Consider the following 15,363-nt stretch of genomic DNA (forward strand, 5'->3'; position numbering starts at 1 on the left):
AAAATTTCCAAAGCTGAACCGCCCAATGGTTCGGTCAAACCATCAGACTCACATGGGCCGCCACAATCTTCCAGCCACTCGCCATCTTCACCCACGTCTGCTGCTGACGCCCAATTTTGTCGGTGCCTTCCCGGCGGAATTCCGTGCTGGCGACGGCCATGTCATCGCCGAAGGTGGTGATGGTGGTGTTGACCAGATCCCGGTCTAACCCCTGTGACGATCGCGCAGATCGGAATGCGCGGATGGCATCAATGCCGTAAAGATTTTCCCCCGCGCCATAACGCACAGTACGCGGGTCATGCCAGAACAGTTCGTCAAGTACGGCGGTGTCGTTACTGATCAGCGCCTGTTCATAGCGATAAAACGCCGCGTTCATTTCGGCAAGGATCGCCGGGCGGTCGATATGTTCAGTTTTCATGATGACTCTCTTTACTCTTTTCACTTCACCCTGGAAAACGGGGATGCGGGACGTTACGCAGGCATCACCGGAGAACTGCTGACGTTCACAATGCCTTGTTGCTCAAGCGCACGGGCGGCACGCAGGCACAGGTCTTCGCGCCATGGTGGCGCAATCAGTTGTAATCCTATCGGCAGGCCGCCGGACGTGGTGACGGGCACCGTGACCACCGGCAGACCGAGGAACGAGATCGGCTGAGTCAGCATGCCCATATTGGCACGCGTCGGCAGATCCTGCCCGTTGATACGTATAGTGTCCTGACCGATTAACGTGGCCGGACACGGCGTGGCTGGCGCGATCAGAATGTCCCAATGATCGAACAAGGGCAAGATTTGCTGCTGAAAATGCTGACGAAAACGCTGCGCCTGTACATACCACGCCGCCGGGATCATCGCCCCGGCAAGTAAACGTTCGCGCGATAACGGCTCAAACTGGTCCGGAACAGTGCGCAATTTTGGCAAATACTGATTACCGCCTTCAGAGGCGCTGATGATAAACGCGGCGGAGCGTGCCAGTTCAGCCTGTGGCATCTCGGTTTCTTCCTGTGCGTCCAGCGCCTGCGCTATCTGGCGCACCGCCGCTTTGGCATGGTCGTCGCACCAGGTGGAAAAATAACCGCCAAGTACTGCGGTGCGCAAACCCTGCTGGCCGCGCCCGAGCTGAGAAAATGTTTCGGTAACCGGTTTATCTGCCTGGAAGTGATCCTGCGGATCTGTGCCCTGCATGGCGTCATACACCTGCGCCAGATCCTCGCTGCACCGCGCCATCGGGCCGATATGATCGAGGCTGGCGACGAACGGCTGACTGCCGCGACGTGAAATGCGTCCGAAGGTGGGTTTCAGCCCCAGTATGCCGCTTAATGAAGAAGGGACGCGGATCGATCCGTTGGTATCGCTGCCGAGCGTGAAATGCACCAGACCGGCGGCGACGGCGGCGGCAGAACCACCGGAAGAGCCTCCGGCCACGCGCGCCAGATCCCGCGGGTTACGGGTGGCACCATAATGGCTGTTTTCCGTGGTGAAACCGTAGGCGTAAGCATCCATATTCAGCATGCCGGAAAGCATCGCGCCCTGTGCCGCGAGGCGGGAAACCGTCCAGGCATCATGGCGTGCCGCGGCGTTGCTGCTGTTGAGACTCGCGCCTGCCAGCGTTACTTCACCGGCCACGTCCAGCAGGTTTTTTACCGCATACGGAATGCCTGCCAGCGGCGGTAAAATCGCGCCGCTGGCACGGGTTTTATCGACTTTTGCGGCTTCGCTCAGCATGCGTTCGCGGGTGATATGCGTCCAGGCGTTGATCACCGGATTGGCCTGTTCAACCGCATCAAGCGTCGACGTTGCAATCTCTGTTGCTGAAATGTCACCCTGAACAATGGCCTGATGTAACTGACTGATAGTAAAGCGATCAAAGGATGTCATGCGCGGTACACCCCGGCAATTTCCAGACGCGGGTCGAGCGGTAAATCCATCAGCGGCTGCGCCATTTGCGCGATGCGGCTGAACTGTACCAGTAATTCCTGACGACGGACGTCGTCGAGTTCCAGCGCCAGAACGGATTCCATCTGGCGGATATACGCGGCCCAGTCGGTCGCTGCGGGGGTATTTTTCATGCTGCTTCCTTATCAATTCTCATGAGCGAACTCTGATCAAAATCCGGCGGCGCTGCCGTTGCTGCGCGGGTCGGAGGCGCCTTCAAACATGCCATTGGTGTGGCGGACAATGGCGCCGGCGTGGCCGACGGCTTCGCTGAAATCCGGCAACAGTTCGACGTCGTGACCGCGCTGTCTCAGTCCCGCCAGCGTCGGATAGGCGAAACGGCCCTCCAGTTTCAGTGAGTCCGAACTTTCGCCCCAGGTACGGCCCAGCAACCAGCGCGGACCGCTGATCGCCTGCTGCAAAGACTTGCCCTGCACCACATGGCGGATAAACACCGCGGCCTGGGTTTGCGGCTGACCGTCACCGCCCATCGAGCCGTACACCATGGTGCGCCCGTCGTATAAGCGTGCGGCGGCGGGATTGAGGGTGTGGAACGGTTGTTTGCCCGGCGCGAGTGCCAGCAAATGTCCGGCGTCGAGGCTGAAAGACGCGCCACGGTTTTGCCACAACACACCGCTGCCCGGCAGCACGACACCACTGCCGAACTCGTGATAAATGCTCTGGATAAAGGACACCGCCAGCCCGCTGCTGTCCATCACGCCCATCCAGACGGTATCGCCCGGCCCTTTACCTTTGCCCCAGTCTGCGGCGCTGTGCGGTTTGATGCGGGTGGCGAGAGCGTCGAGATACTGCGGATCCAGCAGATCCTGCGCGTCCTGCGTCATCATGCGCGGGTCGGTGATAAAGCGGTCGCGCAGGCCGAACGCCAGTTTGGTGGCCTCCACCACGCTGTGAATGGTGGCGCTTTCATCCATGGTTTCCAGCGGCAGGCGATCGGTCAGCCCGAGAATGGCCAGCGAAACCAGTCCCTGCGTCGGCGGGGTCAGGTTGTAGATTTCGCCTTTACTGTGTTTAAGGCGCAGCGGCACACGGCGCTGCGGTTTATAAGCGGCGAGATCGGCGCGGGTCACCGGCATGCCGAGTTTCTCCATGTCGGCGGCCATGTTGTCGGCCAGTTCGCCGCGATAGAAACTGTTCAGTCCGTCCTCACACAGCATCGACAGGGTTTGTGCCAGCTGCGGTTGGGTGAAACGGTTACCGGCGCGCGGCACATCGCCGTTAGGCAAAAAGATGTCGGCAAAGGCGCGGAAATCCTTCAGCTCATGTTTTTTGGCGCGGGTGGCGGCTTCCTGCGAGGCGGTGACCGGAATACCGTCAGCCGCATAGCGGATGGCATCGCGCAGCAGGCGGGAGAGGGGTTTCTGTTCGCCACCCAACTCAGCCGACACATTCAGTGCTTCCTGCCAGCCGCCGACAGTGCCCGCAACCGTCAGCGCGGATTTCGGGCCACGATGGGGAATGTGCGTTTCACCGGCGTAGAAATCGAGAGAGGCGAGGGCGCCCGCCGCGCCGCTGGCATCGATAGCCACCGGATTGCCCTGCGGCGGCACAATCAGCCAGAATCCGTCGCCGCCCAGCCCGTTCATGTGCGGATACACCACGGCAATTGTTGCGGCTGCCGCCACCATGGCTTCGATGGCGTTGCCGCCTTCGCGCAATACCGCAAGCGCACTCTGGCTCGCCAGATGATGAGGTGTGACCGCCATGCCCAGCGGTGCGCTGTTACTGTTAATCATGCGATGTCCTTTTTTGAGACGCTTTTTTTATGCTGCCCGGGCTTGCAGGGTTGAGGGCGAGTAGGGATAAAGTTAAGCAAGAGGTGTTCCACATCGGCAAAAGCCGCCCGCTTTCGCACATAATTTTGCTTGCATTGGCAAGCATAGTGCATGGTATGTTCCGCTGAATGGCTGAAACATTGGTTACAAAAGGGACGGAGATGAAACAGATAGATGAACGTCTGCGTGACCATTACGCAGAACTGACGCCGCAGGAACAGCGGGTGGCAGACTTTATTTTTGCCAGCATCGACGACCTGATGAGTTACAACAGCGCCGAACTGGCGCGGCTCAGCGGCGTATCGAAAGCCACGGTCAGCCGCCTGTTTAAACGCCTCGGTTATCCGAGCTATCGCGATATGCGTGATGAGATGCGCACCCTGCGCCAGAGCGGGATGCCGCTGACCGACAGCCGCGATGCGGTACAGGGCAACACCTTGTTATCCCGGCACTACAAGCAGGAAATGGCGAACCTCACGCAGTGGATTAACCAGATTGATGGCGTACAGTTTGGCGCGCTGATCACCGCGCTGAGTCAGGCGCGACAGGTGCGGTTGCTGGGTTTTCGTAACAGTTATCCGGTGGCGCTGCACCTTCGTCAGCAGCTGATTCAGGTGCGCGCAGGCGTGATGATGATGCCGCAACCGGGGCAAACGCTGGCGGAAGAACTGGTGGATCTCACTGCGCAGGATGTGGTGATTTTTGTCGCCTTCCGCCGCAGGCCGCGCATGGCGAAGGCCATTCTGACGAAGTTACACACGCTGTGTGTGCCGGTCCTACTGGTGTGCGAGCCACAGGCACAGACGCTTATCCCGCTGGCGACCTGGCATCTGTCCGCGCCGCTCGACAGTGTCTCGGCGTTCGACAGTTATTCTTCTGCCATGAGTCTGGCGAATTTACTCAGTAATGCATTGCTGCACGATATGCTCGCTCAGGGCCGTCAGCGTATTCATCAGATCAGCGATCTTTACGCCGATCTCGACGAACTGGAGCAACGCTGATCCCCGTCTGAGGGGCAAACGGGGCGCTTTTCTGGTGCTCCTGCACAATGATAGTGCGTTACAACATGCCTTTCCTTCCTGCTTTTGCCCTGGTTCAGGGCAAAAAAACCCGCCTGCCGGTTCCGCCACTTTTTATAATTCCTTGTCTCACCGTGACTTTGCGCACATTTTTCCTGCTGCGTGGCTTTTGGCACATTCGTTGCAAAGTTTTAAATATAAGAATCTATCGTTCCAAAAACCTTTCACCGGAGATAATCTATGAACATGAACAAACGGCTGTTGGCATGGGCAGGCGCGGCAATGCTGGTGCTTCAGGCATCCGGCGCGATGGCCGATCAGTTGCAGGATATTCAGAAGCGCGGCGTGCTGCGCGTGGCGGTGCCGCAGGACTTCCCGCCGTTTGGTTCGGTGAGCAAGGATTTGCAGCCGGAAGGTTATGACATCGACATGGCGCAGTATCTGGCCGACAAGATGAAACTTAAGTTGCAACTGGTGCCGGTGACCAGCGCCAACCGCGTGCCTTACCTGCAAACAGATAAAGTCGATCTGGTGATTTCCAGCCTCGGCAAAAACGCCGAGCGCGAAAAAGTGATCGATTTCAGTAACGCCTATGCGCCGTTCTTCCTCGGCGTGTTTGGCGCGCAGGGTGACAAACTGGCCGATCTGAAAGCACTGTCCGGCAAAACCATCGGCGTGACCCGTGGCGCGGTGGAAGATCTGGCGCTGACCGATGTGGCGCCGAAAGACGCCAAAATTCAGCGTTATGAAGACAACAACACCACGTTGTCAGCGTACCTGTCCGGTCAGGTGGAATACATCGCCACCGGTAACCTGGTGGTGGCGGCCATTGCCCGCATGAATCCGGCTAAAGCGCCGGTGTCGAAAGTGATGCTGAAAGACTCGCCGTGCTACGTCGGCCTGCGTAAAGACGAACCGGCGCTGAAAGATAAAGTGAATGCCCTGATCGCCGAAGGTATCAAAGATAAAACGCTGAATACGCTGTCCGAAAAATGGATGAAGGCTCCGCTGCCGGCTTCCATCGGCGCGTAATTAACGTTTTCACGGAGATCTTTCATGACCTATCAGCTTAACTTTAGCGCGCTGTGGCCTTATATGCCGGAACTGCTGGCCGGTTTATGGACCACCATTGAGCTGACGGTACTGGCAACGGTTGGCGGTGTCGCAATAGGGATTTGCGGCGCAGCCATCCGCTGCGGCAACCATAAAACCCTGCGTGCGGTCTGGGGCGTGTATGTCGAAGCCATCCGTAATACGCCGTTTGTGGTGCAGTTGTTTTTCATTGTGTTTGGCCTGCCGGCCATCGGTCTGAAAATGACCGCCGGTGAGGCGGCGCTGCTGGCGATGCTGATTAACCTCGGCGCGTACAGCACGGAAATTATCCGCGCCGGTATTCAGGTGACGCCGAAAGGCCAGTGGGAAGCCGGGCGCGTGCTGGGATTAACCCGCAGCCAGACGTTTCTGCGCGTCGTATTGCCGCCGTCGCTGAAACGCATTTATCCGTCGCTGGTCAGCCAGTGCATTATCGTGATGCTCGGATCTTCCGTGGTGTCGCAGGTGTCTTTTGAGGAACTGACGTTTGCTGCGAACTTAATTCAGTCGCGTACTTTCCTCAGTTTTGAAGTGTATCTGGTCACCACCTTGTTCTATCTGTTGCTGTCGGTGGCGATGCGTCAGCTGTTGCTGCTGGCCGGACGCCGTGTCTTTGGGAGTGAAAACTGATGATGACCTTCACCGACTGGGACATTGTGCGCAATCTCCTGCTGGCGGCGCGCTGGACCTTGCTGCTGTCGCTGACCGCGTTTATCGGCGGCACGCTGGTGACCTTGCCGCTGCTGTTATTGCGGCTGACCAAACGCCGCTGGCCGACACGGTTTGTGCGTCTGTATTCCGAACTGTTTCAGGGCACGCCGCTGCTGATGCAGCTGTTCCTGGCCTTCTTCGGGCTTGGCCTGTTTGGCATCAACGTAAGCCCGTGGACCGCCGCCGCGCTGGCGCTGACGCTGTATACCAGCGCGTATCTGGTGGATATCTGGAGCGGCAGCATTGCCGCGCTGCCGAAAGGTCAGTGGGAAGCGTCACGCTGTCTCGGCCTGAATTTCGGTCAGACCTTATGGCGGGTGATCACCCCGCAGGCGCTGCGGATTGCCATTGCGCCGACGGTCGGATTTTCCGTACAGGTGGTGAAAGGTACCGCGCTGGCCTCGATTATCGGTTTTGTCGAACTGACCAAAGCCGGAACGATGCTCAATAATGTGACGTATCAGCCGTTCAAAGTGTTTGGATTAGTGGCGCTGGGCTACTTCCTGATGTGCTATCCGCTGTCGCGATACAGCCAGCATTTAGAAAAATCATTGCGTGGAGAGAAACAGTAATGCCGCTGATCACCATCAATCAGGTTCAGAAATTTTACGGCCAGAACCACGTGCTGAAAGGCGTGGATCTGGATATCGACAGCGGCGAAGTGATTTCGATCATCGGCCGCAGCGGTTCAGGCAAAAGCACGCTGTTGCGCTGCATGAACGGGCTGGAAGGCTATCAGGAAGGCAGCATCAAACTGGGTGGCATGACCATCACTGACCGCGATTCTCAGGCGCGTGACATCAGCCGTTCTGTCGGCATGGTGTTCCAGAGTTTCAATCTTTTTCCGCACATGACCGCGCTGGAAAACGTCATGCTGGCACCGCGCCGCGTGCTGAAAAAGTCCGCCGCCGAATGCCGTGAACTGGCCGCGCAGATGCTGGCGAAAGTCGGGCTGGCGGATCGCATGGATTATTACCCGTCGAATCTTTCCGGCGGCCAGCAACAACGTGTGGCGATTGCCCGTGCGCTGGCGATGACCCCGAAAGTGCTGCTGTGTGATGAAATCACCTCGGCACTGGACCCGGAATTAGTCGGCGAAGTATTGAAAGTGCTCGAACAACTGGCGAAAGAAGGCATGACGCTGGTGCTGGTGACGCACGAAATGAATTTTGCCCGCGAAGTGGGCGACCGCGTGGTGTTTATGCATCAGGGCACCGTGTGGGAACAGGGCGAAAGCCGGGCGCTGTTTGCCAATCCGCAAACCCCCGAGTTAAGACAGTTTATCGCCTCCGTACGCGGCCTGAATGAGGCTGCTGCAAGCTAACATTGTAAAGGATTAACTATGTCAGATTTCATCTCTCCCGGACAAATCAACCCGCCAACCCGTCTGCTGATGGGGCCGGGGCCAATCAATGCTGACCCGCGCGTGCTGCGGGCGATGGCGAGTCAGCTGGTTGGGCAATACGACCCGGTAATGACCGGCTACATGAACGAAGTGATGGCGCTGTACCGTGCGCTGTATAAAACCGAAAACCAGTGGACGTTGCTGATCGACGGCACCTCGCGCGCCGGTATCGAAGCCGTGCTGCTTTCCGGCATCCGTCCCGGCGACAAAGTGCTGGTGCCGGTGTTTGGCCGTTTCGGCCATCTGCTGTGTGAAATTGCCCGCCGCTGCCGCGCCGAAGTGCACACCATCGAAGCGCCGTGGGGCGAAGTGTTTGATCCCCAGCAAATCGAAGATGCGATTAAATCGGTAAAACCACGCTGGCTGCTGACCGTGCAGGGCGATACGTCCACCACCATGTTGCAACCGCTGGAGCAACTGGGTGAAATCTGCCGCCGTCACGGCGTGCTGTTCTATTCCGATGCGACCGCGTCCTTTGGCGGTAACCCGCTGGAAACCGATGCCTGGGGCTTAGACGCGGTGTCTGCCGGTTTGCAGAAATGCCTCGGCGGCCCGTCCGGCAGCTCGCCGGTGACCATCAGCCCGCGCTTTGAAGAGCAAATCCGCCGCCGTAAATGCGTGGAAGAAGGCATCCGTACCGCTGATCACGCCGACGGCGACGACGAGATGATCTACTCCAACTATTTCGATCTGGGCATGATCATGGATTACTGGGGGCCGGAGCGTCTGAACCATCACACCGAAGCCACCAGCATGCTGTTTGCGGCGCGTGAGTGCGCGCGCATCATTCTTGAAGAAGGGCTGGATACCGGCATCGCCCGCCACAAATTACACGGCGGCGCGCTGCTGGCCGGTATTCAGGGCATGGGGCTGGAAGTGTTCGGCGACCTGAACAACCGGATGAACAACGTGCTCGGCGTGGTCATTCCGCAGGGCGTTCACGGCGAACAGGTGCGCCAGATGATGCTTAATGATTTCAGCATCGAAATCGGCACCTCATTTGGCCCGCTGGCCGGGAAAATCTGGCGTATCGGCACCATGGGTTACAACGCACGTAAAGACTGCGTGTTGCAAACGCTGGTGGCGCTGGAAGCGGTGCTCAACCGTCTGGGCTTCGCGTCGAAATACGGCGCTGGCGCGCAGGCCGCCTGGGATCACTACGCAGGAGGTCAGTAATGGCAGAAGCCTTTACGCTGGCTGCGGTTTCCGAAAGCGCAAAGCTTGCCGCTGAACGGGTGATGGCGCGCTGCGATGCGCTGGCCGCCATCAGTGAAACACCGGGGCAACTGACCCGCGTGTATCTCTCAGCCGAACATTTGCAGGCCAATCAGGTGGTGGGCGACTGGATGGCAGCGGCCGGTATGCGCGTCTGGCAGGACAGCGTCGGCAATATCTGCGGGCGCTATGAAGGGCTGGATCCTTCGGCTCCCGCCATCCTGCTCGGTTCGCATCTCGACAGCGTGCGTAATGCGGGGCGTTACGACGGCCCGCTGGGCGTGCTGACCGCGCTGGAAGTGGTGGCGCATCTGCATCAGAACGCCATCCGTTTGCCGATGGCGGTGGAAATCGTCGGCTTCTGTGATGAGGAAGGCACACGTTTTGGCATCACGCTGCTGGGCAGCCGCGGGCTGACCGGCACCTGGCCAGCCGGCTGGCTGGAACGTCAGGACGCGCAGGGGATTTCTGTCGCACAGGCGATGCAGAATGTCGGGCTGGATCCGCTGAAGATCGGCGCGTCACAGCGCGCGGTCAGCGATTTCTGCGCGTACCTCGAATTGCACATCGAGCAGGGACCGTGCCTGCAAACGGCCGATGTGCCGCTCGGTGTGGTCACGGCGATTAATGGCGCACGTCGTCTCAATTGCGAATTCACCGGTCACGCCGGACATGCCGGAACCGTGCCGATGGGGCAGCGTCAGGATGCGCTGACCGCCGCCGCCGAATGGACGCTGGCGATTGAAAGCATCACCACCGCCACCGGCCGCAATCTGGTGGCAACGGTCGGCACGCTGGAATGTCTGCCGGGCGCGGTGAATGTTATTCCGGGGCAGGTCAAACTGTCGCTGGATGTACGCGGACCGCGTGATGATGATCTCGCTGCGCTGCTGGAAACGCTGCTGGCAAAAGGCCGCAATATCGCCGCCCGTCGCGGGCTGACCTTCGCCGCTGAGCAGTTTTACGGGATCAGCGCGACGGAATGTCACGCCGGTCTGCAACACCGCCTCAGCCAGAGCGTTTTACAGTTGCAGGGACAGGCGATGTCGCTGCCAAGCGGAGCAGGGCACGACGCGATTGCCATCGCAGAATGCTGGCCGGTCGGCATGTTGTTTGTGCGCTGTAAAGACGGCATCAGCCATCATCCCGATGAATCTGTCACCACCGGCGACGTGGCTTACGCGGTGCAGGCGTATATCAATACTGTGCTGAGTTTTGCTGAGGGGCATTTATGACCTTTGAAGAATTCAATGCGCTGTCCGAATTTGAAGCCGTTGCCCTGTTGCGCCCGCTGGTGAATATTCCTTCGTGGGCGAAAATCGTCAGTGACGGACGGCCTTATGCTTCTGTGGAAGACGTGCTGCGTCGTGCTGAAGCGGCCTGCGAAAACTGGCAGCCGGAAGAGATTACGCAGGCGCTGTCAGCACATCCGCGCATTGGCGAGCGAGCCAGCGGTGCCAGCAAGGAAGCGCAGCTTTCCCGTGGCGAACAGGCAACGCTGAATATCAGCCAGCAGGCAGTGATTGATGCGCTGCATGACGGTAATCTGCGTTATGAACAGCGTTTTGGCCGGGTGTTTCTGATCCGTGCGAAAGGCCGCAGTTCAGAGGAAATTCTGGATAACCTGCAACGGCGGCTGAAAAATAAACCGGATGCGGAAGATCAGGAAACGGCACAACAGCTGAAAGAAATTACCCTGCTGCGTTTAAAGGAGATATTCCCGTTATGACACGCATCACTACCCATATTCTGGATACGTCTTTAGGGCAGCCTGCGGCCAATGTGCACGTCTGGCTGGAACACCTTGAAGGGCAAAACATCACGCTCGTCAGCGAAACCCAAACCGACGCCGATGGCCGCGCTGCGAAATTAACGCCGGAGCCGGTGGCTTCCGGGCATTACCGGTTGTGTGCGGATATCGGCGCGTATTTCACGGCGACCGGCCGCGAAACGCTGTATCACTCGGCGATCATTGATGTGGTGATCGATGGCAGTCAGGATCATTACCATCTGCCGCTGCTGATCAGTCCGTATTCTTATTCAACGTATCGCGGCAGTTAGCTTTCGCTTCCGTCAGCCCATCAGCAGGTGCGGATGTTTAAGCCGCACGCTTTTGGTCAGGGCGGCGTGACTGATATCCCGGTCGCGGTTGCTCTGACGGACCTGTTGCAGGAACGCCATCAGCAGCGGGTTCGGGCGTTCACGGCGCGACATCAGTTCCGGTTGTCCCTGCACGCCGAGAAAGAACGGATGATTGTTCAGTTCAACCGCCTGCGCCTGTTCACCACTTTCGTCATACCCTGACACGCGCAACCCGGCGCTTTCCAGTTCGGCCAGTAATTGCGGATTGAGATAACGGCGCTGGTTGTAACGCAGGGTAAATTCCTCCCCCGTTTTATTCGCCAGCAGGCTGCCACTGCGGGTCATGACCGGATGATTTCCCAGACGCGGCTGTATATGTTCCGCAAGCGGCAAACCGGTTTGCAGGCTGCCGAGCGTTGACGGCCCGTGCATGACGACGCGATCCTGCCCGAGCACCTTTTGCCCCAGCGCGGTGACCATCTGATGCATCCCCTGATTAATGCCAAATACCGGCGTCTGGTTTTCCAGTGCCCAGGCGGCGGTCGCCAGTTGCCCGGTCTGCATCTCGCTGCGGGTGAGCGTCGCGCCCGGCAACATAATGCCGTCGACGTCAGACAGCGTGGCGTCAAGCTGACTGCCCGCCAGTGACGGCGTGATATAAATAACATCAATGTTCATTGCCAGTGCATCGGCAGCATCTCCCAGTGCAGCGAGCATCGCCGGATAGCTGTCACGCTGCTCGGCAAAATCACCCACCAGCGCCACACGCAGGGTTTTTCCTGCCCGCATCACCGGTTGTGAAACCGAACCTAACGCCCAGCGGCCAAAGGCATCGCGTCCCCAGCCGTTACTGCGAATTTTGCCTGTGACGCAATCTTCCAGCTGGAATTTATCCTGATGGCGCACCACGGTTAATGATTCGATTTCAATGCCCTGTTCAGCGAGTTGTGCCGCCAGCCCTGCGGAGAGCGGTTCACGCAATGGCACGACGATATCTTCTTTAAGTGCCCGATAAATCAGGGATTCAACGCCGGACGCTTCACCCGCGCCGCGCCCGGTCAGGCGTTCAAGCCATACCAGTCCGCTGGTCAGTGCATGACCCTGCGCGGTGACATGCTGACGTGCGTTCGGATAATGTTGCGCATCATGACTGACGGGAAAGTGACACAGCGGCAAAGCGCGCAATTCAGCAAGTATCGCTGCCATCGCGCCGTACAACGCGGGTTCGGGCGTGGAGTGTGCAATAAAGGTGATGGTCATCAGGTGTCCTCTGTCAGATGTTTTTGCGGGGGTATTGAATGCAAGAATTGATCCACACAGGGATGTCTTTACATGCTCTGACAAAAAGAGGGAGGTATGTCGCAAACACGCATTTGGTCACACTTCACTGCTATAAAACGACACGCTGTTCAGACCATAACGCGCTAAGGTAGCGCCGGTAGTTCTAACACTTCATTCACTAAGGAAGCATCATGTCAGCATCGCTTTATGGCAGTACGGCGGCACAGTTTGTTCGTGGTTTACAGAATCTTTCAGCCTTGCTGGAAAAGGGCGCGGCATGGGCAAAGGAAAACGGTAAATCAGAAGAGGACGTTCTGAATACCCGTCTGGCCGGGGATATGTATCCGCTGGCGCGTCAGGTGCAAATCACCAGTGATATGTCGAAAGGCGCCATCGCCCGTCTGTCCGGCGTTGCCGCACCGGCGATGGAAGACAATGAAGTGACCTTTGCCCAGTTGCAGGAACGTATCGCCAAAACCCTGCGCTTTATCGAAAGCGTGGATGTCGCGAAGCTGGAAGGCGATGAATCCCGTGAGATCGTGGTGAAAGGCAGAAACCATGAACTGAAATTCACCGCGCACAGTTACGTCACCGTATTTGCCGTACCGAACTTTTATTTTCACATCACCACGGCCTACAACATTCTGCGCCATCTGGGTGTGAATATTGGTAAGGCGGATTTTATCGGCGGAAATTAACAGCGGCGGGAAGTGGCAAAACGGTATGAATTAAAAATGCCCCGGCTGAGAAGTCCGGGGCATTTTTTTAATCATGAAGCAAAAAGGTATCGGCATCGCGCCACGCGGGGAAGGTTTCGCGGTAATCCTGTAGTGCTTCCAGTGACAGTTCGGCATCGATAATCATTGCCGAACCCGGCTCAGCCCGCGCCAGTTCTTCACCCTGCGGATTAATGATCAGGCTGTCGCCGCTGTAGTAGTGACCGTTATCGTCATGACCAACGCGGTTGCACCCGGCAACATATGCCTGATTTTCAATCGCACGGGCGGCGAGCAACGTCTGCCAGTGGCGGCTGCGCGGGGCAGGCCAGTTGGCGACGTAAAGCGCCAGATCGTAATCCTGACGGTTGCGGGAATACACCGGGAAACGCAGGTCGTAACAGACTTGCGGCAAAATACGCCAGCCGCGCCATTCGACGATTTCACGGCGTTTGCCCGGCACATAATAGTTGTGCTCACCGGCCATGCGGAACAGGTGACGTTTGTCGTAAAAATGCACTTTGCCCTGCGGTTCCACCAGCAGAAAACGGTTCACCGCGCCTTCCGTGGTGCTTAACGCCACACTGCCGCCAACCATCGCGCCGAGCTGTTTTGCCCACTGTTGCAGCCATTGCACCACACGCGACTCCGGCAGCGCGCTGCCCGGTGCCTGCATGGCGAAACCGGTGGTAAACATTTCCGGCAACACGATCAGGTCGCGGCCGGTCAGCGCACCGAGCAGGCCGTCGAAATGGGCGAGGTTAGCCTCACCGTCCAGCCACACCAGCGGCTGTTGCAGTACAGACAGTTTTAAAGTTGACACAGGCGCTCCGCAGCAGCGTCCAGCGTGGCTTCCTGTTTGGCGAAGCACAGCCGGATCAGTTTATGTGGGAAAGGCGCGGCGCAGAAGACCGACATCGGAATGGCCGCCACGCCAACATGTTCAGTCAGCCAGTGGCAGAATGCAACATCGTCCAGATCGGATACGTCACTGTAATCGACCAGCAGGAAATAGGTGCCCTGGCTGGGTAACACCTTCAGGCGACTGTTGGCCAGCCCCTGCGCCAGACGGTCGCGTTTGGCCTGATAAAAGGCCGGTAATTCCTGCCAGTGTTCCGGCGCTTCGCACAGCATATCCGCCAGTGCCAGCTGAACCGGCGTGGTGATGGAGAAGGTCAGATACTGATGAACCTTGCGCAGTTCGGCGCTGATCACCGCCGGTGCCACGCAGTACCCCACTCGCCAGCCGGTCATGTGATAGGTTTTGCCGAACGATGACACCGCAATGGCGCGCTGACGCAGTTTGGGATGACGCAGCACGCTGGCGTGGCCTTCGGGGGCAAAACAGATGTGCTCATACACTTCATCGCTCAGCACGAAAATGTGCTTATCCGCAATGGTCTGCCAGAGCTGTTCAACGTCGCTGTGGCTCCAGACTGTGGCCGACGGATTGTGCGGGGTGTTGATGATCACCAGCTTCGTGCGGTCGGTTATCTGATCGGCGAATTCCGCCCAGTTCACCCTGAACTCCGGTGGCTGTAACTGAATACGCTTCATCACGCCGCCCGCCAGTTCTACCGCCGGGGCGTAACAGTCATAGCTCGGATCGAAAGCAATCACTTCATCGCCTTTCGACACCAGCGCGGTGATGGCGATATACAGCGACTCGGTCGCGCCCGCCGTGATGGTGATGTCGGTGTTGGCGTCCGGTGCATAGCCGTAAATCTGTTCGGTTTTCGCGGCAATGGCTTCACGAAGCTGCGCGGTGCCGGTCATCGGCGCGTACTGGTTCGCGCCCTGACTGACGTGATACGCCAGACGGTCACGCAGATAATGCGGACCGTCGAAATCAGGAAAACCCTGCGACAGGTTAATCGCATTGTGTTTCTGCGCCAGCGCACTCATCTGGGTGAAAATCGTGGTGCCTAATGCAGGGAGCTTACTTTCGGGGATCAATGCTGCTGTGCTCATGGCGGGTCAATACTCCTGGACCGTTGACCTGACAGGCGTCAGGTGTGCAAATAGCGATGTTGCTCACAATATAACACGATGTTAATATTTGGCAATCGAGACGCTTAGATGGCTAAATGCCAATTCGGTCTAAGGCACTTAAC

17 protein-coding genes are annotated in these 15,363 nt (G+C 58.1%); 10 read left to right on the forward strand and 7 right to left on the reverse strand.

Features of this window, described 5'->3' with window-relative positions:
• Positions 1–34: 34 nt before the first annotated feature.
• Genes hpxZ through EYY67_RS03365 form a run of 4 tightly spaced genes read right to left on the reverse strand, consistent with a single transcriptional unit; the run spans position 35 to position 3,689 of the window.
• Complete coding sequence (hpxZ, locus tag EYY67_RS03350; protein WP_095923160.1) at positions 35–418, reverse strand: oxalurate catabolism protein HpxZ; 384 nt, start codon at positions 416–418, stop codon at positions 35–37.
• A gap of 53 nt (positions 419–471) precedes the next feature.
• Positions 472–1,875 carry an AtzE family amidohydrolase gene (locus EYY67_RS03355; RefSeq protein WP_131692839.1) on the reverse strand — a complete coding sequence of 468 codons (1,404 nt, stop codon included), beginning with the start codon at positions 1,873–1,875 and terminating at the stop codon, positions 472–474.
• Entirely contained in the window at positions 1,872–2,066 is a 195-nt protein-coding gene (gene hpxX, locus EYY67_RS03360) for an oxalurate catabolism protein HpxX (protein WP_131692840.1), read from the reverse strand. Before hpxX ends, EYY67_RS03355 begins: the two co-directional genes overlap by 4 nt.
• A 36-nt stretch (positions 2,067–2,102) precedes the next feature.
• Positions 2,103–3,689, reverse strand: coding sequence for a gamma-glutamyltransferase family protein (locus EYY67_RS03365; RefSeq protein ID WP_131692841.1), 1,587 nt, complete (start codon positions 3,687–3,689; stop codon positions 2,103–2,105).
• A 200-nt stretch (positions 3,690–3,889) separates the two neighbouring features.
• Between EYY67_RS03365 and EYY67_RS03370 the strand changes: the two genes are divergently transcribed.
• From EYY67_RS03370 to uraH, 9 genes are all read left to right on the forward strand, one after another.
• The gene (locus EYY67_RS03370; RefSeq protein ID WP_131692842.1) at positions 3,890–4,729 is read left to right on the forward strand and encodes a MurR/RpiR family transcriptional regulator; all 840 of its coding nucleotides are present in this window, start codon (positions 3,890–3,892) and stop codon (positions 4,727–4,729) included.
• A gap of 264 nt (positions 4,730–4,993) precedes the next feature.
• Positions 4,994–5,779 (forward strand): transporter substrate-binding domain-containing protein, encoded by a 786-nt coding sequence (locus EYY67_RS03375; RefSeq protein WP_195817552.1) that lies wholly within the window; start codon positions 4,994–4,996, stop codon positions 5,777–5,779.
• A gap of 24 nt (positions 5,780–5,803) precedes the next feature.
• Positions 5,804–6,469, forward strand: a complete 666-nt coding sequence (locus tag EYY67_RS03380) for an amino acid ABC transporter permease (RefSeq protein WP_095923154.1) — start codon at positions 5,804–5,806, stop codon at positions 6,467–6,469.
• Positions 6,470–6,471: 2 nt separating this feature from the next.
• Positions 6,472–7,122 carry an amino acid ABC transporter permease gene (locus EYY67_RS03385; RefSeq protein WP_095923153.1) on the forward strand — a complete coding sequence of 217 codons (651 nt, stop codon included), beginning with the start codon at positions 6,472–6,474 and terminating at the stop codon, positions 7,120–7,122.
• Positions 7,122–7,874, forward strand: coding sequence for an amino acid ABC transporter ATP-binding protein (locus tag EYY67_RS03390; protein ID WP_131692843.1), 753 nt, complete (start codon positions 7,122–7,124; stop codon positions 7,872–7,874). The genes EYY67_RS03385 and EYY67_RS03390 overlap by 1 nt, the downstream gene beginning before the upstream one ends.
• Positions 7,875–7,892: 18 nt before the next feature.
• Positions 7,893–9,131, forward strand: coding sequence for a pyridoxal-phosphate-dependent aminotransferase family protein (locus EYY67_RS03395; RefSeq protein ID WP_131692844.1), 1,239 nt, complete (start codon positions 7,893–7,895; stop codon positions 9,129–9,131).
• On the forward strand, positions 9,131–10,405 hold the full coding sequence (gene hpxK / locus EYY67_RS03400; protein WP_131692845.1) for an allantoate amidohydrolase: 1,275 nt from the start codon (positions 9,131–9,133) through the stop codon (positions 10,403–10,405). The genes EYY67_RS03395 and hpxK overlap by 1 nt, the downstream gene beginning before the upstream one ends.
• Positions 10,402–10,899 carry a 2-oxo-4-hydroxy-4-carboxy-5-ureidoimidazoline decarboxylase gene (uraD, locus tag EYY67_RS03405; RefSeq protein WP_131692846.1) on the forward strand — a complete coding sequence of 166 codons (498 nt, stop codon included), beginning with the start codon at positions 10,402–10,404 and terminating at the stop codon, positions 10,897–10,899. Before hpxK ends, uraD begins: the two co-directional genes overlap by 4 nt.
• Complete coding sequence (gene uraH, locus EYY67_RS03410) at positions 10,896–11,231, forward strand: hydroxyisourate hydrolase (protein ID WP_131692847.1); 336 nt, start codon at positions 10,896–10,898, stop codon at positions 11,229–11,231. The genes uraD and uraH overlap by 4 nt, the downstream gene beginning before the upstream one ends.
• 12 nt (positions 11,232–11,243) lie before the next feature.
• On the opposite strand, the gene EYY67_RS03415 is transcribed toward uraH, so the two are convergent.
• Positions 11,244–12,512, reverse strand: a complete 1,269-nt coding sequence (locus tag EYY67_RS03415) for a glutamine amidotransferase-related protein (protein ID WP_131692848.1) — start codon at positions 12,510–12,512, stop codon at positions 11,244–11,246.
• Positions 12,513–12,724: 212 nt separating this feature from the next.
• Between EYY67_RS03415 and EYY67_RS03420 the strand changes: the two genes are divergently transcribed.
• Positions 12,725–13,231 carry a DUF1993 domain-containing protein gene (locus EYY67_RS03420; RefSeq protein ID WP_095923146.1) on the forward strand — a complete coding sequence of 169 codons (507 nt, stop codon included), beginning with the start codon at positions 12,725–12,727 and terminating at the stop codon, positions 13,229–13,231.
• Between the two features lie 67 nt (positions 13,232–13,298).
• Here EYY67_RS03420 and EYY67_RS03425 read toward each other — a convergent pair whose 3' ends face one another.
• Both EYY67_RS03425 and EYY67_RS03430 read right to left on the reverse strand, forming a co-directional pair.
• Entirely contained in the window at positions 13,299–14,072 is a 774-nt protein-coding gene (locus EYY67_RS03425) for an amidohydrolase (protein ID WP_095923145.1), read from the reverse strand.
• Entirely contained in the window at positions 14,060–15,220 is a 1,161-nt protein-coding gene (locus EYY67_RS03430) for a pyridoxal phosphate-dependent aminotransferase (RefSeq protein ID WP_131692849.1), read from the reverse strand. The genes EYY67_RS03425 and EYY67_RS03430 overlap by 13 nt, the downstream gene beginning before the upstream one ends.
• Positions 15,221–15,363: the final 143 nt, after the last annotated feature.

The organism is Rahnella victoriana, from assembly GCF_004330295.1.
In the GTDB taxonomy this organism is placed as follows: Bacteria; Pseudomonadota; Gammaproteobacteria; order Enterobacterales; family Enterobacteriaceae; genus Rahnella; species Rahnella victoriana.